The following is a 20,893-nucleotide window of genomic DNA, read 5'->3' on the forward strand; positions in this document are numbered from 1 at the left end:
CGTCAAAATTCCTTGTCGGCCGCGTCAAAGCTGTTATGGTGTGCGGCCCGATCTGACCGCGAGAGTACCGAACATGAACCAACACCAGTCTAAAGACCCGCTGCACGGCATAACGCTGGAGCAACTGCTGAATAAACTGGTGGATCACTACGGTTGGTCCGAGCTGGGCGAGCGTATTCGCATCAACTGTTTCCGCAGCGATCCGAGCATCAAGTCCAGCCTGAAGTTTTTGCGCCGTACGCCCTGGGCGCGCAAAGAGGTGGAAGATTTGTATATCGATATGGTCAGCCATCCCGCCCCGGCCAGCGATAACCCCTGGCTGCGCGGGCGCGACGGCTAAATTCGGTCAGCGGCGGGCGGCCAGCTCCACCAGCGCCTGATCCAGCGCCTGACGCAGCAGCTGGCGATCGTGGCGGTAGGGGATGTCGCTCGCTTCCAGCGGCTGTTGAATCACCACCCGATCCTGCACTTCACTGGCGTCCACCGCCGGGCCGACGATCAGCGCGTCGATCATAGGGCGGCCGATCTTATCTTCCATCAGCGTCAGCTTATCCTTTAACGACAGCGCCGCGGCGGCCACGCTCAGCTCGCGGCCGAGGTTGCCGATATAGATCATGCTGGCGCTGCTGCGGCGCAGCGCCTGGGTGAGATCGTCCAGCAGCAGCAGCGGCATCAGGCTGGTGAGGAAACTGCCTGGCCCGATCAGGATCACGTCGGCCTGCGCGATGGCGTCCAGCGCTTCGCGCGTGGCGTTGACCGGCGGCGACAGCATCAGCTCCTGCGGCATATGGGTCAGCTGATCGACATTCACTTCACCGTAAACATGGTTGCCTTCGTGATCGTGCGCCATCAAATCCACCGGCTGTTCCGACATCGGGATCAGCGCGGCGTCCACCTTCAGCAGGCTGCGCACCAGGTTGATCGCTTCCAGCGGGCGCACGCTCAGGTGATCCAGCGCTTTCAACATCAGGTTGCCGAGGTTGTGGCCGGCCAGTTCGCCGTTGCCGCTGAAGCGGTATTCGAACATCGCCGAGGCGACGCTCGGTTCGGTGATCAGCTGGTTGAGACAGTTACGGGTATCGCCCCAGGCAATGCCGCCTTCCGAACGACGGATACGGCCGGTGGAGCCGCCGTTGTCGGTGGTGGTGACGATGCCGGTCAGGCGTGAGCCTAAGGACGACAGGGCCGACATGACACGGCCCAGGCCGTGTCCGCCGCCTAACGCCACCACGCGGTCGAGATCGGCCAGGGTACGATTGAGCATAAATTTCCTTACAAAGGGGCTGAACTGCCCGCATAAGGTAGCGGATCCGGCGTAAAAACGCGATAAGAGTGTCATTTGCGTGATTCCGGTCAATTCGTCCGCGCAAGCGATGTTTATCATGGTTTACCAGAATACGCGGCGTCCAAAAACGCTGTATAGACAATTATATAGCGAATTTACGCGTTGGCTATCGTTACCGATTAGCGCTAGAATTCTGTTGAAAACCACGGTTTCGTTCCGGCTACTTAAGGTAGCGGAAAGAGAAATCAAACTCCTAGCCCCTGCGCCTACGTTGTTCATCATGAACGATATGGCGCCTGGGCCGTGGCGAAGTCAGCCACCAGGGTGCAGAGGGGAAACGCTCGCATCTCCCGACTTTGGAAAGGTGTTATGGTACCGCAACTCATTGATGCTTATGAGCGCAAGTTCTATTACCTGCGCTTATCGATCACCGACGTGTGCAATTTTCGTTGCACCTATTGTCTGCCCGATGGCTACAAGCCGAGCGGCAGCCCGAAAAGCTTCCTGTCGCTGGATGAAATCCGCCGCGTCAGCCGCGCGTTCGCCGAGCTGGGCACCGAAAAGGTGCGCCTGACCGGCGGCGAGCCTTCGCTGCGCCGCGATTTTACCGAGATCATCGCCGCCGTGCGGGAGAACCCGGCCATTCGCACGCTGGCGGTCACCACCAACGGCTACCGGCTGGCGCGCGACGTCGCTGCCTGGCGTGACGCCGGTTTGACGGCGATCAACGTCAGCGTCGACAGCCTGGATCCGCGCCAGTTTCACGCCATCACCGGCCAGGATAAGTTCCGCCAGGTGATGGACGGCATCGACGCCGCCTTTAGCGCCGGTTTCAGCAAGGTCAAGGTCAACGCGGTGCTGATGCGCGACGTTAACCACCAGCAGCTCGGCGCTTTTCTCGCCTGGATCAAGGATCGGCCGATCCAGCTGCGCTTTATCGAACTGATGGAGACCGGCGAGGGCGGCGAGCTGTTTCGCAAACACCACGTCTCCGGCGAAGTGATTCGCCAGCAGCTGGAGCAGCAGGGCTGGCAGCGCCAGGCGCGCGGCCGCAGCGATGGCCCGGCGCAGGTGTTCAGCCACCCGGACTATCAGGGCGAGGTGGGGCTTATCATGCCGTACGAAAAAGACTTCTGCGCCAGCTGCAACCGGCTGCGCGTTTCCTCCATCGGCAATCTGCACCTGTGCCTGTTCGGCGAGCAGGGCGTGCCCCTGCGCGATCTGCTGGCGGACGACGGCCAGCTCGACGCGCTGAAGGCGCGCATCCAGAGCGGGCTGCTGAGCAAGAAGCAGACCCATTTCCTGCATCAGGGCAACAGCGGGATTACCCAGAACCTGTCGTTTATCGGCGGCTGACAGCCAATAGGAGCTTATTGAACCATGAGCCATGCGAGCAGCGAATTTATTGCGGCGCACATCGCCATACTGACCGTGTCCGACAGTCGCGGCGCGGCGGAGGATACCTCCGGCCAATACCTGCAGGAAGCGGCGCAGGAAGCCGGCCATCAGGTGGTGGATCGCGCCATCGTCAAAGATGACATTTACCAGATCCGCGCGCGGGTTTCCGCCTGGATCGCCGATGACAACGTGCAGGCGGTGCTGATCACCGGCGGCACCGGTTTTACCGCCCGCGACAACACGCCGGAAGCGCTGTTGCCGCTGTTCGACAGAGAGGTGGAGGGGTTCGGCGAGCTGTTCCGCATGGTGTCGTACGAAGAGATCGGCACCGCGACGATCCAGTCGCGCGCGCTGGCCGGCCTGGCCAACCGCACGGTGATTTTCGCCATGCCGGGATCTACCCGCGCCTGCCGCACCGCCTGGGAGCGGATTATCGAAGAGCAGTTGGACGCGCGCCATCGGCCGTGCAACTTCCAGCCCCATTTGAAGAAGCCCTGAGTCATGACACAGCTAACCCACATTAACGCCGCCGGCGAAGCCCATATGGTCGACGTTTCCGCCAAGGCGGAAACGGTGCGCGAGGCGCGCGCCGAAGCCTTCGTCGAGATGCTGCCCGCCACGCTGGCGATGATCGTCGACGGTAGCCATCACAAGGGCGACGTGTTCGCCACGGCGCGCATCGCCGGTATTCAGGCGGCCAAGCGCACCTGGGAGCTGATCCCGCTGTGCCATCCACTGATGCTGAGCAAGGTCGAAGTGCAGTTGGAGGCGCAGACGCAGCACAACCGGGTGCGCATCGAAACCTGCTGCCGGCTGACCGGCAAAACCGGCGTCGAGATGGAGGCGCTGACCGCCGCCTCGGTAGCGGCATTGACCATCTATGACATGTGCAAAGCGGTGCAGAAAGACATGGTGATCGGCCCGGTGCGCCTGCTGGCGAAAAGTGGCGGCAAATCCGGCGATTTTAAGGTGAACGCATGATCGATATTCTTTTCTTCGCGCAGGTGCGCGAACTGGTGGGCACCGGCGGTCTGTCGATGCCGGCGGATTACCCCACCGTTGAGGCGTTGCGTCAGGCGCTGTGTGCGCGCGGCGATCGCTGGGCGTTGGCGCTGGAGTCCGGCAAGCTGCTGGCGGCGGTCAATCAGTCGCTGGTGGCGGCGGACCATCCGCTGCGCGCCGGCGATGAAGTGGCTTTCTTCCCGCCGGTCACGGGGGGGTAAACATGGAAAACACCCGCATTCGCGTGGGCGAAGCGCCGTTCAACGTCGGCGACGAGTATCAGTGGCTGGCGCAGTGCGACGCCGACGGCGCGGTGGTGACCTTCACCGGCAAGGTGCGCAACCATAATCTGGGCGACGACGTCAGCGCGCTGACGCTGGAACACTACCCCGGCATGACTGAGAAGGCGCTGGCGGAGATCGTGGCCGAGGCGCGCAGCCGTTGGCCGTTGCAGCGCGTGACGGTGATCCACCGCGTCGGCGCGCTGTATCCCGGCGACGAGATCGTGTTTGTCGGCGTGACCGGTGCGCACCGCAGCATGGCGTTCGCCGCCAGCGAGTTCATCATGGACTACCTGAAGACCCGCGCGCCGTTCTGGAAGCGCGAAGCCACCGGCCAGGGCGATCGTTGGGTGGACGCCCGCGACAGCGATCGTCAGGCGGCGCAGCGCTGGCAAAAAGCGGCTAAATAGCGCGTCAACAGCGGAAACAAATCAATACCTTTGCCGCTTTCGCGCGGCATATTCTGTGGTACGCTTATAGCAGGCGAAGCCCCGCTCGCGGGGCTTCGGAATCTTGTTTACAACGCAAAAGGTAACCGTCATGGACCGATATCCACGCTCTAATGGTTCAATCGTCGAACGTGCCAACAGCGGCATTCAGGCCTACATGGCGCAGGTTTACGGCTGGATGACCTGCGGTCTGCTGCTGACGGCGTTCGTTTCCTGGTATGCGGCCAACACGCCCGCGATCCTCAACTTCATCTTCTCCAGCCAGATCACCTTCTTCGGTCTGATCATTGCTCAATTAGCGCTGGTGTTTGTGATTTCCGGCATGGTCAATCGCCTGAGCGGCACGGTGGCTACTTCTCTGTTCATGCTGTACTCGGCGCTGACCGGGCTGACGCTGTCGAGCATCTTCATCGCTTACACCTACAGCTCGATCGCCAGCACCTTCGTGGTTACCGCCGGCATGTTCGGCGCCATGAGCCTGTACGGCTACACCACCAAACGCGATCTGAGCGGCTTCGGCAGCATGCTGTTCATGGCGCTGATCGGCATCGTTCTGGCCTCGCTGGTGAACATCTGGCTGAAGAGCACCGCGCTGATGTGGGCGATTACCTACATCGGGGTGGTGGTGTTTGTCGGCCTGACCGCCTACGACACGCAAAAACTCAAGGCGGTGGGCGAGCAGCTGAATGCCGATGATAAAGACGGCTTCCGCAAGTACGCCATCGTTGGCGCGTTGACGCTGTATCTCGACTTCATCAACCTGTTCCTGATGTTGCTGCGTATCTTCGGCAACCGTCGCTAAATCCTTTGTTTTTCAAACTATAGGGTATCTGGCGATCAAAAAGCTCTGTATGTGACATACAGAGCTTTTTTTATGCGATTTTGCGGCGGAACAGCGCATAGGCGGCACTGCCGGTGGTGGCGGTGATCACCAGCAGCGGCCACAGGCTGTGCCAGATGATGTCGAAGCTGGCGTCCTTCAGGTAGATCTGCTTGGTGATGTCGGTGAAGTGGCGTATCGGGTTCACCCAGGTCAGATCCTGCAGCCATACCGGCATGTTCTCCACCGGCGAGACGTAACCCGAGAGCAGGATCGCCGGCATCATGAACACGAACACCCCGATGAATGCCTGCTGCTGAGTGGCGCACAGTGACGAAATCAGCAGGCCGAATCCCACCAGCGACAGCCCGTAGATCAACATGGTGGCGTAGAACAACAGCAGCGATCCGGCGAATGGGATCCGGTACAGGAAAATGCCGATCAGCAGCACGATTGAAGCCTGGAACATCGCGACGATCTGCGCCGGCACCGCCTTGCCGATAAAGATTTGCCAGGTGGTAAGCGGTGAGACCAGCAGCTGTTCCAGCGTGCCCTGTTCACGTTCGCGCGCCACCGATAGCGAGGTGACGATCAGCACGCCGATGGTAGTGATCATGGCGATCAGCGACGGCACCACGAACCATTTGTAGTCCAGATTCGGGTTATACCAGTTGCGCACCATCAGCTCGCTGTTGTTGGGTTTGGCGCGGCTGCCGAGCAGCTCGTTCTGATATTCCTGCACGATCTGCTGTACGTAGTTGGCGGCGATTTGCGCGCTGTTGGAGTTGCGCCCGTCGAGCAGCAGCTGCAGCGGCGCGGTGTTGCCGGCGGCGATATCGCGCGAGAACTGCGCCGGGAAGCGGATCAGCAGCAGCGCCCGTTGGTTATCAATGGTAGCTTTTATCTCCTGCGGGCTGCGCAGCAACAGCACGTGTTGAAAGGCCTTGGCCTTGGCGAAGCGTTGGGTCAACTCCACCGAGGACTGGCCGCTGTCCTCGCTGTAGACCGCGATGGTGGCGTTGGTGACTTCCAGCGTCGCGGCGAACGGGAACAGCAGCACCTGCAGGATCACCGGCATGATTAAAATGGCGCGGGTTTGCGGATCGCGCAGCAGCGCCTGCATTTCCTTGATGATGAGCGTCAACAGACGATGAAACATCGCTCTTTCTCCTCAATCCAGCCGGCGCTGGGTTTTCCAGGCCGTCAGGCCGATGAACACCACGGCGGAAGCGATCAGGAACAGCAGATTGATCGCCAGCACGGTGCCGACGTTACCCGCCAAAAACAGCGTTTGCAGCGTGCTGACGAAGTAGCGCGCCGGAATGATGTAGGTCACCGCGCGCACGATGGCCGGCATGCTGTCGATCTGGAAGATAAAGCCCGACAGCATGATCGAAGGCAGGAAGGCGGCGTTCAGCGCCACCATCGCCGCGTTGAACTGATTGCGGGTGAGGGTGGAGATCAGTAGGCCCATGCCGAGGGTGCTGGCGAGGAACAGGCTGCTTATCAGCAGCAGAATGGGCAGCGATCCGCGGTAGGGAACGCCGAGCACCCAGACTGCCACCGCCATGCACAGCGCCATGGCGAACATGCCGAGGAAATAGTAGGGAATAAGCTTCGAGAGCAGCAGTTCGCTGCGGGTCACCTGGGTGGACAGCAAGGCTTCCATGGTGCCGCGCTCCCACTCGCGGGCGATCACCAGCGAAGTGAGGATGGCGCCGATCACCGTCATGATGATGGTGATGGCACCGGGAATGATGTAGTGCCGGCTGATGGCCGCCGGGTTGAACCAGTAACGCATTTGCACGTCGATCAGCGGTTTGTCGCTGTTGCCCCGATCGGTGGCGCGCTGCTGCTGCCAGACTTGCCATACTCCTTGGGCGTAGCCCTGCACGAAGTTGGCGGTGTTCGGTTCGCTGCCGTCGGTGATCACCTGAATCGGTGCGCTGTCGTGCGGGCGCGCCATGCGCTGGTCGAAATCCACCGGGATCACCACCAGACCGCGGATCGTACCGGCCTGCATTCGCTGGATCAGCTGCTGGCGGTTATCGCTGATGGTTGGTTCGATATAGGGCGAGCCGGCGAAGGCATGGGCCAGATCGCGCGCGTCTTCGCTCTGTTGCTCCATCAAGATACCCAGATGCAGTTTGCTGGAGTCGAGATTGATGCCGTAGCCGAAGATAAACAGCAACATCAGCGGGATGACGAAGGCGATCAAACCGCTGCTGGGATCGCGCAGTATTTGCCGCGTCTCCTTCAGGCACAGCGCGCGCAGCCGGCGCCAGGAGAAGCCGCCGTCGTCGATTGGGGATCGGTTGTCGCTCACCGCGTTTCCTCCTTGTCGTAGCCCTGTACCAGCTCGATAAATGCCTGTTCCATTGAAGGATTGGGATTATTGTCGCGCGCCACCTGCTGTTTGAGGTCGTCCGGGGTGCCGGCGGCGATGATCTTGCCGCGGTACACCAGGCCGATGCGGTCGCAGTACTCCGCCTCGTCCATAAAGTGGGTGGTCACCATCACCGTGACGCCTTTGTCGACCATGCCGTTGATGTGCAACCAGAACTCGCGTCGCGTCAGCGGATCGACGCCGGAAGTCGGTTCGTCGAGGAACAGAATGTCCGGTTCGTGCATCAGCGCGCAGGCCAGCGCCAGGCGTTGCTTGAAGCCGAGCGGCAGCGCGTCCGGCGTTTGAGCGAGGATCGGCGCGAAGTTAAAGGCGCGGGACATTTCATCGATTTTATCGCGTTGCGCCTTGCCGCTCAGGCCGTAGACGCCGGAGAAGAATTTCAGGTTCTGCGCCACCGTCAGGTTGCCGTACAGCGAGAATTTTTGCGCCATGTAGCCGAGCCGTTGGCGCGCCTTGCCGGAGCTGGTCTTCAGATCCATCCCCAGCACCAGCGCCTTACCTTCGGACGGCACCAGCAGACCGCACATCATTTTAAAGGTGGTGGACTTACCGGCGCCGTTCGGGCCGAGCAGGCCGAAAATTTCACCGCGCCGCACCTGAAAGTCGACGTGATCGGTGGCGGCGAAGTCGCCGAATTTTTTGGTCAGCTGCACCGCTTCGATCACGGTTTCGCCGCTTTCACCGTTGACGGTCGGCATGATCTCCGCCAGCGCCGAGCGGTGGTTGGGGCCGCCGCCGAGCAGATCGATAAACGCATCTTCGAAGCGTGGATCCGCCTCGTCGAGTTCGGCGTCCGGCAGATCCAGCGCCTGCAGCAGTTGGCGGTGATCCTCGCCCTCCTTCAGGATCAGGCGCAGAGATTTTCCCTGGATCACCCCGTCGGTGACCGACGGCAGGCAGATCGCCCGCTGCAGCAAGGCGCGATGACTGCCGGGCGGCGCGGCGATCAACACCGTGCGCCCGGCCATGCGTTGGGTCAGATCCTGCGGCGCACCGCTGAACAGCAGTTCGCCCTCGTTGAGCAGCAGCACCTCGCGGCACTGCTCGGCCTCATCGAGATAGGAGGTGCTCCACAGGATCAACATGCCGTCGTTGGCCAGTTCGTGCACCATGCGCCACAGCTCGCGGCGCGAGATCGGATCGACGCCGACGCCCGGCTCGTCCAGCAACAGCACCTGAGGTTCGCCTACCAGCGTGCAGGCCAGGCCGAGCTTCTGTTTCATGCCGCCGGACAGCTTGCCCGCCAGGCGCTCGGTGAAGCGCGTCAGATCGGTGAATTTCAACAGCCGTTCGAAGGTCTGGCGGCGAAGATCGCCGGTAACGCCGCGCAGATCGGCGTACAGCGTCAGGTTCTCCATCACCGTCAGATCCTCATACAGCCCGAACTTCTGCGGCATGTAGCCGAGGATCGCGTGCAGTTGGCGATCCTGGGCGATCGGATCCAGCCCGGCGACCCGCAATTTGCCGCTGCTGGGCTGCAGCAGCCCGGCCAGCATGCGCAGCAGGGTGGTTTTGCCGGCGCCGTCCGGCCCGACCAGCCCGATGACCGCGCCGCTGCGCAGGGTGGTGGTCAGGCTGGCGACCGCCGGTTTTTCAAGCGACGGGAAGCGTTTTTCCAACCCTTCCAGTTCGATGGTATGCGCCTGTTCCATGGCCGGCCTCAGGGTTTGGCGAAGCGCAGGGTAACCGGCATGCCCTGGCGCAGCGCATCGTCGGCATCGGTGACGATCACCCGCAGGCGGTACACCAGATCGGTGCGCAGATCCGGCGTTTCAACGCTTTTCGGCGTGAATTCCGCGGTCGGCGAGACGAAACCGATCTTGCCGTGGTAAGGCTTGTCGGGCCGGCCGTCGGTGTAAATTTCCAGCTCGGTGCCGGGCACCGCCTGGTTCAGGCTGGTCTCGTTGACGTAGGCGCGCACCCACACCGGCCGGGTCAGCGACAGGGTGAACACCGTACCGCCGGCGCCGAGCATGGTGCCCGGCTCCACCGCGCGGGTCAGCACCGTGCCGGCGGACGGGGAGACCAACGTGGCGTCTTGCAGGTTCAATTGCGCCTGCGCCAGCGCCGCTTCGCTCTGCGCCACGTCGGCCTTGGCCTGTTCAATCTCTTGCGGGCGATTGCCGCTGCGGTATTGCGACAGCTTGTCCTTCGCCGCCTGCAGGTTGGCCTGCGCCTGATTGCGGGCGGTGCGCGCATCCTCCAGCGCGTCGGCGGACGTGGCGTTTTTCGCCCACAGCCCTTGCTGGCGCTTCAGGAAGCTGTCGGCGTAGGCGAAGGCGGACTGACGTTGCGCCATTTCTGACTGTACCTGGGCGATCTCTTCAGTGCGATAGCCGGCCTGCAGCAGCGACAGTTTGGCGCGCGCGCTGCCGACGTTGGCCTCGGCCTGCTGCAGCGCGTTGCGGTAGGGGGCATCGTCCAGCTTGCCGAGCAGCTGGCCCGGCTGAACGGCATCGCCTTCATCCACCGTCAGCGACGCCAGGCGGCCGTCGACGCGAAAACCGAGGTTGACCGTGCGGATATCGACGTTGCCGTACAGCGTCAGCGGCTTATCCTGCTGCTGTTGGTAATGCCAGACCGCGTAAGCGGCGGCCACGATCAGCAAAATTAACAACACGATCAAGGCACTGCGTTTTTTGTTCATAACACTCCCTGCCTGAATTTACGCGCCATGGCGTTGGCGCAGCCCAATAACCAAAATCTCGATATGCTCGCTCAGCACCGCTGCGATCTGCGCGGCTTCACTTTCACCAATCTCTTGCCAGCCGGCCTGACGACGGATGGTCTCTCGCGCAACGCGGAACGACAGCACCTCGCCGATCAGCGCGTGGGTATGCAGCACCAGGCGAGTGGCGTGCTCGTCAATGCCGGTCGCGGCAGACAGCAGGCGGCACAGCCGCTCGTGCATCGGCGCGATCACCTGGCTGTGGATCAGCGGGTAAGCGTCGGTCGGGGCGAGCTGTTCGCGCGACATGATTTTGCTCAGGTTCAGCGTGTGCGGTTGAGTCATCAGCGCGCTGAAGGCCAGCAGTCCGCGTTGCAGCAAGCGCAGCGCGGCGTCGGGTGTGTGGTGTTCGGGGGCTTCTTGCCCAAAGCGATCGGCTTCTTCGGCCAGCGGGGCGAAGGCCTGCTGGATGAAATCGGCGAGCGACTGCGCAACGGCCAGATACAGCCCCTCTTTGGAACTGAAGTAATAGGTGATGGCGGCGATGTTCTGGCCGGCGCGCTGAGCGATATCGCGCGTGGTGGCGCCCTGCAGGCCGTATTCGCCGAACAGTTCGGTCGCCGCGGCGAGCAGCTGCCGGCGCGTTTGCTCGCCGCGCGCCCGGCCGGCGGCCTGATGAGGTACGGAAGCTGGCATGGGTCACGCTCAAAGTTAATCAATCATATGATTAACTTTATGCCAGATTGTCTAAAACGCAACCGCTAACCACAATGAGTTATGTGATCGGTCTCAGACAATGCTGAATTTACGGCAGATTGTGCTTTCTACGCGTAAAAGTGCTTTTTATTGCGCGACTTCTGTTACAATCGCCGCCTGGTGCACTGCAGTTTGTGCCAATCCCTCGTGGTCATGCTTAATGCCCCGTCTGATCATCCTCCCAGGAAACTGCACCGAACACCGTTAGGTTAGGGGGGATCTGGAGTTTTTCTCTTTATGTCATTTGAAACCCTCGGCTTAAGTGCTGAAATTGTGCGCGCTGTTGAAGAACAGGGCTATCGCGAACCGACGCCAATTCAGCGTCAGGCTATCCCTGTCGTGCTGGAAGGTCGTGACCTGATGGCCAGCGCCCAGACCGGCACCGGTAAAACCGCCGGTTTTACCCTGCCGTTGTTGCAGCTGCTGAGCAAGCATGACCATCCGGTCAAAGGCCGCCGCCCGGTGCGCGCGCTGATCCTGACGCCAACCCGCGAGCTGGCGGCGCAGATCGGCGAAAACGTCGATGCCTACAGCAAACACCTGCGCCTGCGTTCGCTGGTGGTGTTTGGCGGCGTGAGCATCAACCCGCAGATGATGAAGCTGCGCGGCGGCGTCGACATCCTGGTGGCGACGCCGGGCCGTCTGCTGGATCTGGAGCATCAGAACGCGGTTGACCTGTCCAAAATTGAAATTCTGGTGCTGGACGAAGCGGATCGCATGTTGGACATGGGCTTTATCCACGACATTCGCCGCGTGCTGGCCAAGCTGCCGGCCAAGCGCCAGAACCTGCTGTTCTCCGCGACCTTCTCCGACGACATCAAGGCGCTGGCCAACAAGCTGCTGCACAACCCGGCTTCGGTGGAAGTGGCGCGCCGCAACACCGCGTCCGAGCAGATCGAGCAGAGCGTGCATTTCGTCGACAAGAAGCGTAAGCGGGAACTGCTGTCGCAGATGATCGGCGAAGGCGATTGGAAACAGGTGCTGGTGTTCACCCGCACCAAGCACGGCGCCAACCACCTGGCGGAACAGCTGAACAAAGACGGCATCACCGCCGCGGCGATCCACGGCAACAAGAGCCAGGGTGCCCGTACCCGCGCGCTCGCCGACTTCAAAGACGGCCGCATTCGCGTGCTGGTAGCGACCGACATCGCGGCGCGCGGTCTGGATATCGACCAGCTGCCGCATGTGGTGAACTACGAGCTGCCTAACGTGCCGGAAGACTACGTACACCGCATTGGCCGCACCGGCCGCGCGGAGCGTACAGGTGAAGCTATCTCGCTGGTGTGCGTGGATGAACACAAACTGCTGCGCGACATCGAACGTCTGCTGAAGCGTGAAATTCCACGTATCGCGCTGCCGGGTTACGATCCGGATCCGACCATCAAGGCCGAGCCGATCATCAACGGCCGTCAGGGTGGCGGGCGCGGTGCACCGCGCGGCAACGGCGGCGGCCAGCGTTCCGGTAACGGCGGCGGTCAGCGCAGTGGCAACGGTAACGGAGGCCAGCGTGAAAACCGTGGCAACGGTAACGCCCGCCCGCAGGGTGATGGCCAGCGTCGTTCCGGCGCGCCATCTTCGCGCCGCCCGCGCAGCCGCAAACCGGCCGAATAAGCCTGATTGCTCAAAGAGTAAGCCGCCGATACGGGCGGCTTTTTTTTTGCCTGGCGGAACGGCATTTTCGTACTAGGCTGGACGGTGGCTAAACCTAATTCCAGGAGACGGAGATGAAATTGAAGTGCGCAATTCTCGATGATTACCAACAGGTGGCGCTCAAAATGGCGGACTGGTCGGCGCTGGCCGATCGGGTGGAGGTGTCGGCCATCAGCTCGCACTTTACCGATGAAGCGGAGCTGGCGGTGCATCTGCAGGAGTGCGACATTCTGGTCATCATGCGCGAGCGCACGCCGATGACCGCCTCGCTGTTGGCGCGGTTGCCGAAGCTGAAGCTGCTGATCACTTCCGGCATGCGCAACGCCTCTATCGATCTGGCCGCCGCCGCCGAGCGGGGCGTGGTGGTGTGCGGCACCGCCAGCGGGTCGGCCGCGCCGATGGAGCTGACCTGGGCGCTGCTGCTCGGGCTGGCGAAGCATATCGTGCCGGAAAGCGTCGGGCTGCGGAACAACGGCCCGTGGCAGCTGGGCTTAGGCGTCACGCTGCAAGGAAAAACGCTGGGGCTGCTGGGGCTGGGCAAGATCGGCGGCCAGATGGCCAGGGTAGCGCAGGCGTTTGGCATGCGGGTGCTGGCCTGGAGCCAGAACCTGACGGCGGAGCGGGCGGCGCAAGAGGGTGTCCTGCTGGCGCCGTCCAAACGGGCGCTGTTCGAACAGAGCGACTTTGTCTCCATTCACCTGGTGCTGAGCGATCGCAGCCGCGGGTTGGTGGGGCGTGATGAATTGGCGGCGATGAAACCCACCGCCTACCTGATCAACACCTCGCGTGCGGGTATCGTCGATCAGGCGGCACTGGCGGACGCCCTGCAACAGCGGAAGATCGCCGGCGCCGGGCTGGACGTGTTCGAGACGGAGCCGTTGCCGGCCGACGACGTGTTTCGCCAGCTGCCCAACGTGCTGGCGACGCCGCATGTGGGTTACGTGGCGGACGACAACTACCGCGCCTACTTCACCGAGGCGGTCGAGGATATCGCGGCGTTCCTCGCCGGCCAACCGATCCGCCGGCTGGGCTGACGGCATTTTTAATGCCCGCTGAGGCTTGTCTGGCGCGGGCATTCACCCGTATCATTGCGGGTCTTTTTTTAGCTGGGATTGGTCATGCGCGTATTATTGGCTCCGATGGAGGGCGTTCTCGATTCTTTGGTGCGTGAGTTACTCACTGAAGTGAACGACTACGATCTGTGCATCACCGAATTTTTGCGCGTGGTCGATCAGCTGCTGCCGGCCAAGTCATTCTACCGGCTGTGCCCGGAGCTGCGTCATGCCAGCCGCACGCCGTCGGGTACACAGGTGCGCGTACAGCTGCTGGGGCAGTACCCGCAGTGGCTGGCGGAGAACGCCGCGCGTGCAGTGGAACTGGGCTCTTACGGCGTCGATCTCAACTGCGGCTGCCCGTCCAAGCTGGTGAACGGCAGCGGCGGCGGGGCGACGCTGCTCAAAGATCCGGAACTGATCTACCAGGGCGCCAAAGCGATGCGCGCGGCGGTGCCGGCCCATCTGCCGGTCACGGTGAAGGTGCGTCTGGGCTGGGACTCTTCGAACCGCAGTTTTGAAATCGCCGATGCGGTGCAGCAGGCGGGCGCCAGCGAGCTGACGGTGCACGGCCGCACCAAAGAGGATGGTTACAAGGCGGATCGCATCAACTGGGCGGCGATCGGCGAGATCCGTCAGCGGCTCAGCATCCCGGTTGTCGCCAACGGCGAGATCTGGGATTACCAGAGCGCGCAGGATTGTCTGCAGGCGACCGGCTGTGATGCCATCATGCTGGGGCGCGGCGCGCTCAACGTGCCGAACCTGAGCCGGGTGGTGAAGTATAACGAGCCGCGCATGCCCTGGCCGCAGGTGGTCGAACTGTTGCAAAAATATGTCCATCTGGAAAAGCAGGGTGACACCGGTCTCTACCACGTGGCGCGCATCAAACAGTGGCTGGGGTATTTGCGTAAAGAATATGACGAAGCCACCGAACTGTTCAGCGAAATACGTGCGCTGACGACATCCGGGGATATTGCGCGAGTCATCTGCCGCAGCTAAAAATAAACCCGCACACGGCGGGTTTATTTAAAATCGGCATTATCAGGCGGCTTTATCTAGGCGGTTTAATTCTATCTCAATATCCTGAATGGTTTTTTCCAGCCCTTCCAGGCAGGCGCCCTGTTTATTCAACAGGTCGTTGATGGCTTCGGCGAATGCCTTATTTTTGCATTCCCCCTGATCGAAGGCCAGCCAGTGTGCGGAGAGCGTCTCGGTATTCGACTGCGCATAGTGGCGCATTTCCTTCAGCTGGGAAGCGACGTTACGTAAATTATCCAGCTGCGCCTGTGCGTTTGCATTGTTGCTCATGAATTTCTCCTTGAGTTGGCCGTTAAATAATTTCGACTGCGGGATTAAGCTTACCCCATCTAAATAAAAATATCACCCTTGGTGGCCCTGGTGGTTATTTTTTAATGGACGAGATAATATTTATTTCTCGGTTGAACAAGGACTTGGGTGTAATTGTAAAAATAGATAAATACGGTTTTTTTGTCGGTTATTTCCGGCCATTCCATGCGGAATGACCGTTATTCTAACGCTTAAGAGTGATGCTTATTATGCCGCATCCGCCAGCATAAACATGCCGTAGGGGTGTATTTCCAGATAATAGTGCTCGCCGACGTTGGGCTGCAGGCGAGTGGCGTTAACCTGCAGCAAAATCTGCTGCCCATGCCACGCCACCGTGACTTCATACTGCGGCCCCATGTAGGCGACATGCTGGATCACGCAGCGCTGGTTTTCCTCGCCGTGCTCGCTCAGCGTGATCGCTTCCGGCCGCACACCCACCGTGCCGGCGCCCTCGGCGGCAAAGTGCGCGGGGCGCGGCAGGCGATAGCCGCTGATATCGACATGATCGGCGCCGAAGCTGGCCGGGAACAGGTTGGCGTCCCCCATAAAGCTCGCCATAAAGCGCGACGCGGGCTGCCGATAGAGATCCTGCGGCGAACCGATCTGCATGATATGCCCCTTGTTCATCACCAGCACGGTGTCTGAGACCGCAAAGGCCTCGCTCTGATCGTGGGTGACGTACAGCGACGTGATATCAAACTGCTTCTGCAACTCGCGGATCTTTTCGCGCATGCTGCGGCGCAGGTTGGCGTCGAGGTTGCTCAATGGCTCATCGAACAGCAGCACTTTCGGCTTGAGGATCAGCGCACGCGCCAGCGCCACGCGCTGTTGTTGGCCGCCGGAGATCTGATCGACGTAGCGATCGTCGAACCCCGCCAGATCCACCATCGCCAGCGCTTCCTGCACGCGCGCTTTCACTTCGGCGCGCGGAATGCCGAGCATCTTCAGCCCATAGCCGACGTTTTCCCCCAGCGACATATGCGGGAACAGGGCGTAAGACTGGAACACCATGCAGATATCGCGCTGCTGGATGGAACGATGGGTGACGTCTTCGCCATCGATGAAGATCTGCCCGTCGCTCGGTTTCTCCAGCCCGGCGACCAGGCGCAAAATGGTGGTCTTGCCGCAGCCGGAAGGGCCGAGCAGCGTCACCATTTGCCCCCGCGGGATGCTGAGCGTGATGTTATCGATAACCGTGTTGCTGCCGAACCGTTTGGAGACGTTGCGCAGTTCAACAAAATTTTTCTGACTCATAGTGCGCTCCATTACGCCTGGTTTTTGGCTTTTGAACGGGAGATGCGAGCCTCGCCGATCAGCCAGTCAAAGAGGAAAATAATCGCCAGCATCACCACGATCAGAATTGAACCGTAGGCGATCGCTACCCCGTATTCGCCGTCTTCCACGCGGTTGAGGATGTAGGCGGTGGCCACGCGGGTATCGGGCGTCACCAGGAAGACGATGGCGCTGACGGTGGTGATGGCGCGCACGAAGCTGTAGATCAGCGCCGACAGGATAGCCGGGCGCAGCAGCGGCAGCAGGATGTGCGTGATGGTGCGCAGCGAGCCGGCGCGCAGGCTGAGCGAGGCTTCGTCCAGCGATTTGTCTATCTGGCCCAGTCCGGCGATCCCGGCGCGAATCCCCACCGGCACGTTGCGCATCACCATCGAGATAATCACGATGGCGGCCGTTCCGGTGAGGTACACCGGCGCGCTGTTGAAGGCGAGAATGTAAGAGACGCCCGCCACGGTGCCCGGCACCGCAAAGCACAGCATGGTGGTGAACTCGATGGTCTTTTTGCCCCTGAACTGCTGGCGCACCACGATCCAGGCGATCAGCAGGCCGAACGCGGCGGTGATCGGCGCGGCGATCCCGGCGTACAGCAGCGTATCGAGCAGCGAAGGCCACGCGCCGTCGCTCATGCCCTGGCCGAACAGCTTGATGAAGTTATCCAGCGTCAGCGTGTAATCCACGCCCCAGTTGACGGTGAAACTGCCGTAGAAAATGCTGCCGTAGAGCAGGGCGTTAAAGGCTACCCACACTGCCAGCAACGCCATCACGCTCCAGACCAGCGTGACCGGCAGCGGCTGCACGTCGCCGCGATAGGATTTGCCGGACACGGTGACGTAGGAACGCTTGCCGATCCACAGGTATTGAATGCAGAACACCAGCAGCGAGAACAGCAGCAGGAAGGCGCCGAGGGTGCTGGCGGCCTGATAGTCGAGCTGTGAGCCGGTGATGTAGAAATAGATTTGCGTCGCCAGCACGTCGAAGTTGCCGCCAAGCACCAGCGGGTTGCTGAAGTCGGCCAGCGATTGCACCACCACGATCAGAAACGCGTTGGCCAGCGCCGGTTTCAGCAGCGGCACGAACACGCCGTTAAAGGTTTGCCAGCGGCTGGCGCGCAGGGTGTAGGAGGCCTCTTCCAGCGAAGGATGAATGGTCTTGATCGCGCCGTCGAGAATCATGAACGCCATCGGCGTGAACGCCAGCACCTGCGCCAGCCAGATGCCGGTAAAGCCGTACAGCCAGTTGGTGTTGGTCAGGCCGAACCAGGCCACCATCCACTCGGTGACGTAGCCGGAGCGTCCCATCATCAACGTCACGCCCAGGCCGACGACGAACGGTGGCGTGACGATGGGCAAGATGGAGAAGATGCGGCCGATAATGGCGCTGCGCTTGGCGATGCGGGTGGTGTAAATCGCCAGCACCAGGCCGAAGAAGGTACAGCCGGCGCCGACCGCGATCGACAGGGCGATGGAGTTGAGGATCACCTGAACGATATGCGCCTGCGACAGCACGTTCATAAACGCCAGCGGCGCGAAGGCGCCCGCCTGGTCGGTGAACATCGGAATGAAAATCGCGATGCTCGGCCAAACGATGAAGACGCCGATCAGCGCCACGATGGTGACCAGCGCGCCGATAACGAAACGGTCGCCGCCCAGCCATTCGAGGCGGGTCAGCGCCAGCGTCATGATGGCGCCCAGCGCGATAAACTGCACCAGGGTGGCGTAGCCTAAACCGCGTCCCGCCAGCGTGGCGCTGACGACGATAAAGGCCATGCACAGCAGCGCCCAGCCGGCGTCGAACGCGTGGCGCCGCCGCCGTTCACCGCCCGCCGCGGCGTGGGGACGCAGCAGCAACAGGCTTGGCAACAGGCACCAAAGCCAGCTGACATTGCGATTTGACCAGCCGTAGGCCGTGAGGATCTCTTCGCCGGTGGACTCCAGCAGGCCGTAATCCAGGCTCCAGCTCGGCAGCAGGGCGAACGCCAGCCAGCCAAGCAAGACCCAAAGGGATATCGCATCTCGTTTATTCACGAGATGGAGTGCGTGTGTATGTGACATAAGTTTCCCGGATGTTCAGGCCGGGTAAGGTATGAGGCTTACCCGGCAACAGGCGCAGAATGTGGGCTTATTTACCCATCTTGACTTCGCTGACCCACTTGTTGATCAGCGCCTTGCGGACCTCGGTCGAGCCGTACTTGTCCATGTCGTAGTTGATCAGCTTCAGATCGTCGAGCTTCAGCGAGTTCGGCGAGGTATCGGCGGTAGTGTTGGTCAGGATCTGATAGGACTTGCCTTTCTTCCACGCCAGCTCCTGCGCCTCTTTCGACAGCACCCAATCCACGAACAGCTTGGCGTTGTCGAGGTTGCGCGCGCCTTTGAGGATGCTGACGCCGCCGATTTCGTAGCCGGTGCCTTCACAAGGCGAGATCAGCTCCAGCGGCGCGCCCTGTTCTTTTTCGAGCGAATAGTCATGCAGGAAACCGATGCCGATCGCCGTTTCGCCGCGGGCGGCGTTGCGCGCCGGGGCAATGCCGGACTTGGTGTACTGCGAGACGTTGGCGTTCAGCTGCTTCAGGTAATCGAAGGCCTGATCGTCTCCCCACAGCTGGGCAAAGGTCGCCAGCGCGGTGTAGGCGGTGCCGGAGCTTTGCGGATCGGCGATTTGAATCTCGCCTTTGTATTCCGGTTTGGTCAGGTCTTTCCAGCACTTGGGCACCGGCAGGTTTTTCTCTTTCAGGCGCTGGGTATTGACGCCGAAGCCGAGGATGCCGACGTAGACCGCCGAAGAGTAGTTGCCTTTCAGCTTCGCCGGGTCGCGGAATTGCGTCATCACCTGTTCGAGGTTCGGCGATTTGTACGGCTGCAGCAGCCCCATTTCACCGGCCTGGGATTGCGGATCGAGCGTGCCGCCATACCAGACGTCCGCCTGCGGGTTTTTCTTCTCGGCGTCCACTTTCGCCAGCGTGCTGCCGGAGCCGTTGCGGATGAACGAGGTTTTCACGTCATATTTCTCGCCGAAGGCTTTGGTTTCCGCTTCGCACATTTCATTGGTGGCGCTGCAGTAGACCACCAGGCGGCCCTTGGCGTGCGCGGCGCCGCTCAACGTCGCCAGCGCGATGCCGGAAGCTATCAGGGTAGTGACCCACGTTTTTTTCATTGTTTTATCCTTCTCTCGGTAGAGGTGGTAACGCTCGCCATCAACAGCGGCATCAGCAATAAACCCATAAGAACGGCGGCGATCGACAGCAAACTGAACATGCCTGACCAGCCGTAGCCTTCGATGACCTGCGACAGCGGCCAGCCCGCCAGCGCGGCCCCCAGATAGGCAAACAGGCCGAGAAAACCGGTGATGGAGCCGGCCGCGCCTTTGTGCCCGCATTCCACGGCGGCGAGGCCAATTAGCATCTGTGGGCCGAAGACAAAAAAGCCCACCGTAAAGAAACAGCCCGCCAGCAGCGCGTAGTGGTGCACCGGCGCCAGCCACAGCGCGGCGACGGAAACCATCAGCCCGAGCGTGAACAGCAAAATCATCGGCGCGCGCTGCCCGCCGAACAGCAAATCCGAGCCCCAGCCGGCGAACAGCGCGCCGAGCAGACCGCCTGCCTCGAACAGCATCACCGTCGCGTTGGCGCTGAGCAGGTTGACGCCGTGGCTTTCCGTCAGCCAGAGATTGCCCCAGTCGTTCAAGGCGATGCGGATCAGGTAGACCAGCACGTAAGAGACGCCCAGCAGCCAGATCATCGGGTTCTTCAGCATCGTGGTGCGTAACATCCGCCACAGTCCCATCGGCGGGCTTTGCTGTTCCTGACGCAGCTCCAGCGGATCGTGACGCCATTGGCCGACCGACGGCAGGCCTTCTTCTTGCGGCGTGCCTTTCAGCCGCCGCGTGAGCCAGATGCCCAACACCATGCTGACGGCCCCCGGGATCAGCATCGCCGCCTGCCAGCCCCAGCGCTGGGCGGCGAAGGCGCTGATCAGCGGCACGATCGCGCCGCCGAGGTTGATCGACATATTCCAGCAGCCCCACCAGAAGCCGCGCTCGTTGCGCGAATACCAGTGGGTCAGCAGCCGCGCGCAGGGCGGCCAGCCCCAGCCCTGAAAGAAGCCGTTCAGCGCCCAGACCACCAGCAACAGCGTAAGCGATTCGCCAAAGGCGAACACCAGGTTCAGCAGGCCGGTGGCGAACAGGCCGATCCCCATAAACCTGCGCTGTCCGTGGCCGTCGTGCCACAGTCCGGCGGCGAATTTCGACAGGCCGTAGCTCAGGTAAAACAGCGAGCCGAGCAGGCCGATGTCCCCTTTGTCCAGCCCCAAATCCGTTTGCAGCGCCGGCAGCACGTAATTCACGCTTTTGCGCGTCAGGTAAAAGGCGGCGTACCCGATGACCATGTACAGCAGCAGTCGCGGGCGCAGCGCGCGGTAACGATGATCGATTTCAGATGCCGAGCGTGCCTGCATAGCCGCCTCCCTGGTGGTGACTATAAGAAGGTGA

The 20,893-nt window shown here is 61.5% G+C and carries 21 protein-coding genes and 1 riboswitch; of the genes, 10 read left to right on the forward strand and 11 right to left on the reverse strand.

What is annotated here, in order from left to right; genetic code table 11:
- Positions 1-73: 73 nt before the first annotated feature.
- Positions 74-340, forward strand: a complete 267-nt coding sequence (locus ATE40_RS03225; RefSeq protein ID WP_063918935.1) for a VF530 family protein — start codon at positions 74-76, stop codon at positions 338-340.
- Positions 341-346: 6 nt separating this feature from the next.
- On the opposite strand, the gene yvcK is transcribed toward ATE40_RS03225, so the two are convergent.
- On the reverse strand, positions 347-1,264 hold the full coding sequence (gene yvcK, locus ATE40_RS03230; protein ID WP_063918936.1) for a uridine diphosphate-N-acetylglucosamine-binding protein YvcK: 918 nt from the start codon (positions 1,262-1,264) through the stop codon (positions 347-349).
- A 259-nt stretch (positions 1,265-1,523) separates the two neighbouring features.
- A riboswitch (molybdenum cofactor riboswitch) is annotated at positions 1,524-1,668 on the forward strand.
- Between yvcK and moaA the strand changes: the two genes are divergently transcribed.
- From moaA to ATE40_RS03260, 6 genes are all read left to right on the forward strand, one after another.
- Entirely contained in the window at positions 1,655-2,641 is a 987-nt protein-coding gene (gene moaA / locus ATE40_RS03235) for a GTP 3',8-cyclase MoaA (protein WP_063918937.1), read from the forward strand. (Overlaps the previous riboswitch by 14 nt.)
- A 24-nt stretch (positions 2,642-2,665) precedes the next feature.
- Positions 2,666-3,181: a molybdenum cofactor biosynthesis protein B gene (gene moaB / locus ATE40_RS03240; RefSeq protein WP_019453987.1), complete on the forward strand. Its 516-nt coding sequence runs from the start codon at positions 2,666-2,668 to the stop codon at positions 3,179-3,181.
- Between the two features lie 3 nt (positions 3,182-3,184).
- On the forward strand, positions 3,185-3,664 hold the full coding sequence (gene moaC, locus ATE40_RS03245) for a cyclic pyranopterin monophosphate synthase MoaC (RefSeq protein WP_019453986.1): 480 nt from the start codon (positions 3,185-3,187) through the stop codon (positions 3,662-3,664).
- Positions 3,661-3,906 carry a molybdopterin synthase sulfur carrier subunit gene (gene moaD / locus ATE40_RS03250; RefSeq protein ID WP_019453985.1) on the forward strand — a complete coding sequence of 82 codons (246 nt, stop codon included), beginning with the start codon at positions 3,661-3,663 and terminating at the stop codon, positions 3,904-3,906. Before moaC ends, moaD begins: the two co-directional genes overlap by 4 nt.
- Positions 3,907-3,908: 2 nt before the next feature.
- Entirely contained in the window at positions 3,909-4,376 is a 468-nt protein-coding gene (moaE, locus tag ATE40_RS03255; RefSeq protein ID WP_019453984.1) for a molybdopterin synthase catalytic subunit MoaE, read from the forward strand.
- A 130-nt stretch (positions 4,377-4,506) separates the two neighbouring features.
- Positions 4,507-5,217, forward strand: a complete 711-nt coding sequence (locus ATE40_RS03260) for a Bax inhibitor-1/YccA family protein (protein ID WP_063918938.1) — start codon at positions 4,507-4,509, stop codon at positions 5,215-5,217.
- A gap of 70 nt (positions 5,218-5,287) precedes the next feature.
- Here ATE40_RS03260 and ATE40_RS03265 read toward each other — a convergent pair whose 3' ends face one another.
- The 5 genes from ATE40_RS03265 to ATE40_RS03285 are packed head-to-tail and all read right to left on the reverse strand — an operon-like array spanning position 5,288 to position 11,006.
- On the reverse strand, positions 5,288-6,394 hold the full coding sequence (locus ATE40_RS03265; protein WP_019453982.1) for an ABC transporter permease: 1,107 nt from the start codon (positions 6,392-6,394) through the stop codon (positions 5,288-5,290).
- A gap of 12 nt (positions 6,395-6,406) precedes the next feature.
- A complete protein-coding gene (locus ATE40_RS03270) occupies positions 6,407-7,561 on the reverse strand; it encodes an ABC transporter permease (RefSeq protein ID WP_063918939.1) in 1,155 nt (384 codons plus the stop codon).
- On the reverse strand, positions 7,558-9,294 hold the full coding sequence (locus ATE40_RS03275; RefSeq protein WP_063918940.1) for an ATP-binding cassette domain-containing protein: 1,737 nt from the start codon (positions 9,292-9,294) through the stop codon (positions 7,558-7,560). Before ATE40_RS03275 ends, ATE40_RS03270 begins: the two co-directional genes overlap by 4 nt.
- Before the next feature lie 8 nt (positions 9,295-9,302).
- A complete protein-coding gene (gene hlyD, locus ATE40_RS03280) occupies positions 9,303-10,289 on the reverse strand; it encodes a secretion protein HlyD (RefSeq protein ID WP_019453979.1) in 987 nt (328 codons plus the stop codon).
- Positions 10,290-10,307: 18 nt separating this feature from the next.
- On the reverse strand, positions 10,308-11,006 hold the full coding sequence (locus tag ATE40_RS03285) for a CerR family C-terminal domain-containing protein (RefSeq protein ID WP_019453978.1): 699 nt from the start codon (positions 11,004-11,006) through the stop codon (positions 10,308-10,310).
- A 297-nt stretch (positions 11,007-11,303) separates the two neighbouring features.
- On the opposite strand from ATE40_RS03285, the gene rhlE reads away from it, so the two are divergent.
- The 3 genes from rhlE (at position 11,304) to dusC (ending at position 14,767) form a co-directional block, all read left to right on the forward strand.
- Positions 11,304-12,677 carry an ATP-dependent RNA helicase RhlE gene (gene rhlE, locus ATE40_RS03290; protein WP_063918941.1) on the forward strand — a complete coding sequence of 458 codons (1,374 nt, stop codon included), beginning with the start codon at positions 11,304-11,306 and terminating at the stop codon, positions 12,675-12,677.
- Between the two features lie 113 nt (positions 12,678-12,790).
- Positions 12,791-13,750: a D-2-hydroxyacid dehydrogenase family protein gene (locus ATE40_RS03295; RefSeq protein WP_019453976.1), complete on the forward strand. Its 960-nt coding sequence runs from the start codon at positions 12,791-12,793 to the stop codon at positions 13,748-13,750.
- 84 nt (positions 13,751-13,834) lie between these two features.
- Positions 13,835-14,767: a tRNA dihydrouridine(16) synthase DusC gene (gene dusC / locus ATE40_RS03300; protein ID WP_025160021.1), complete on the forward strand. Its 933-nt coding sequence runs from the start codon at positions 13,835-13,837 to the stop codon at positions 14,765-14,767.
- A gap of 42 nt (positions 14,768-14,809) precedes the next feature.
- Here the strand turns inward: dusC and ATE40_RS03305 are convergent, their stop codons facing one another.
- The 5 genes from ATE40_RS03305 to uhpC all read right to left on the reverse strand — a co-directional run bounded on the left by ATE40_RS03305 (position 14,810) and on the right by uhpC (position 20,883).
- Positions 14,810-15,076 carry a hypothetical protein gene (locus ATE40_RS03305; RefSeq protein WP_049201133.1) on the reverse strand — a complete coding sequence of 89 codons (267 nt, stop codon included), beginning with the start codon at positions 15,074-15,076 and terminating at the stop codon, positions 14,810-14,812.
- A 246-nt stretch (positions 15,077-15,322) separates the two neighbouring features.
- The gene (gene fbpC, locus ATE40_RS03310) at positions 15,323-16,369 is read right to left on the reverse strand and encodes a ferric ABC transporter ATP-binding protein (protein ID WP_063918942.1); all 1,047 of its coding nucleotides are present in this window, start codon (positions 16,367-16,369) and stop codon (positions 15,323-15,325) included.
- Positions 16,370-16,380: 11 nt separating this feature from the next.
- Positions 16,381-18,459, reverse strand: a complete 2,079-nt coding sequence (locus ATE40_RS03315; protein WP_025160020.1) for an ABC transporter permease — start codon at positions 18,457-18,459, stop codon at positions 16,381-16,383.
- Between the two features lie 67 nt (positions 18,460-18,526).
- Complete coding sequence (locus tag ATE40_RS03320) at positions 18,527-19,558, reverse strand: ABC transporter substrate-binding protein (RefSeq protein WP_016928667.1); 1,032 nt, start codon at positions 19,556-19,558, stop codon at positions 18,527-18,529.
- The gene (gene uhpC / locus ATE40_RS03325) at positions 19,555-20,883 is read right to left on the reverse strand and encodes an MFS transporter family glucose-6-phosphate receptor UhpC (protein WP_275507219.1); all 1,329 of its coding nucleotides are present in this window, start codon (positions 20,881-20,883) and stop codon (positions 19,555-19,557) included. Before uhpC ends, ATE40_RS03320 begins: the two co-directional genes overlap by 4 nt.
- Positions 20,884-20,893 lie beyond the last annotated feature (10 nt).

Origin of the sequence: Serratia surfactantfaciens (assembly GCF_001642805.2) — a bacterium.
GTDB lineage: Bacteria > Pseudomonadota > Gammaproteobacteria > Enterobacterales > Enterobacteriaceae > Serratia > Serratia surfactantfaciens.

Coding starts and splice junctions, on each gene's coding strand:
- ATE40_RS03225 (WP_063918935.1), top strand. CDS start 74: ATGAACCAACACCAGTCTAAAGACCCGCTGCACGGCATAACGCTGGAG.
- yvcK (WP_063918936.1), bottom strand. CDS start 1,264: ATGCTCAATCGTACCCTGGCCGATCTCGACCGCGTGGTGGCGTTAGGC.
- moaA (WP_063918937.1), top strand. CDS start 1,655: ATGGTACCGCAACTCATTGATGCTTATGAGCGCAAGTTCTATTACCTG.
- moaB (WP_019453987.1), top strand. CDS start 2,666: ATGAGCCATGCGAGCAGCGAATTTATTGCGGCGCACATCGCCATACTG.
- moaC (WP_019453986.1), top strand. CDS start 3,185: ATGACACAGCTAACCCACATTAACGCCGCCGGCGAAGCCCATATGGTC.
- moaD (WP_019453985.1), top strand. CDS start 3,661: ATGATCGATATTCTTTTCTTCGCGCAGGTGCGCGAACTGGTGGGCACC.
- moaE (WP_019453984.1), top strand. CDS start 3,909: ATGGAAAACACCCGCATTCGCGTGGGCGAAGCGCCGTTCAACGTCGGC.
- ATE40_RS03260 (WP_063918938.1), top strand. CDS start 4,507: ATGGACCGATATCCACGCTCTAATGGTTCAATCGTCGAACGTGCCAAC.
- ATE40_RS03265 (WP_019453982.1), bottom strand. CDS start 6,394: ATGTTTCATCGTCTGTTGACGCTCATCATCAAGGAAATGCAGGCGCTG.
- ATE40_RS03275 (WP_063918940.1), bottom strand. CDS start 9,294: ATGGAACAGGCGCATACCATCGAACTGGAAGGGTTGGAAAAACGCTTC.
- hlyD (WP_019453979.1), bottom strand. CDS start 10,289: ATGAACAAAAAACGCAGTGCCTTGATCGTGTTGTTAATTTTGCTGATC.
- ATE40_RS03285 (WP_019453978.1), bottom strand. CDS start 11,006: ATGCCAGCTTCCGTACCTCATCAGGCCGCCGGCCGGGCGCGCGGCGAG.
- rhlE (WP_063918941.1), top strand. CDS start 11,304: ATGTCATTTGAAACCCTCGGCTTAAGTGCTGAAATTGTGCGCGCTGTT.
- ATE40_RS03295 (WP_019453976.1), top strand. CDS start 12,791: ATGAAATTGAAGTGCGCAATTCTCGATGATTACCAACAGGTGGCGCTC.
- dusC (WP_025160021.1), top strand. CDS start 13,835: ATGCGCGTATTATTGGCTCCGATGGAGGGCGTTCTCGATTCTTTGGTG.
- ATE40_RS03305 (WP_049201133.1), bottom strand. CDS start 15,076: ATGAGCAACAATGCAAACGCACAGGCGCAGCTGGATAATTTACGTAAC.
- fbpC (WP_063918942.1), bottom strand. CDS start 16,369: ATGAGTCAGAAAAATTTTGTTGAACTGCGCAACGTCTCCAAACGGTTC.
- ATE40_RS03315 (WP_025160020.1), bottom strand. CDS start 18,459: ATGTCACATACACACGCACTCCATCTCGTGAATAAACGAGATGCGATA.
- ATE40_RS03320 (WP_016928667.1), bottom strand. CDS start 19,558: ATGAAAAAAACGTGGGTCACTACCCTGATAGCTTCCGGCATCGCGCTG.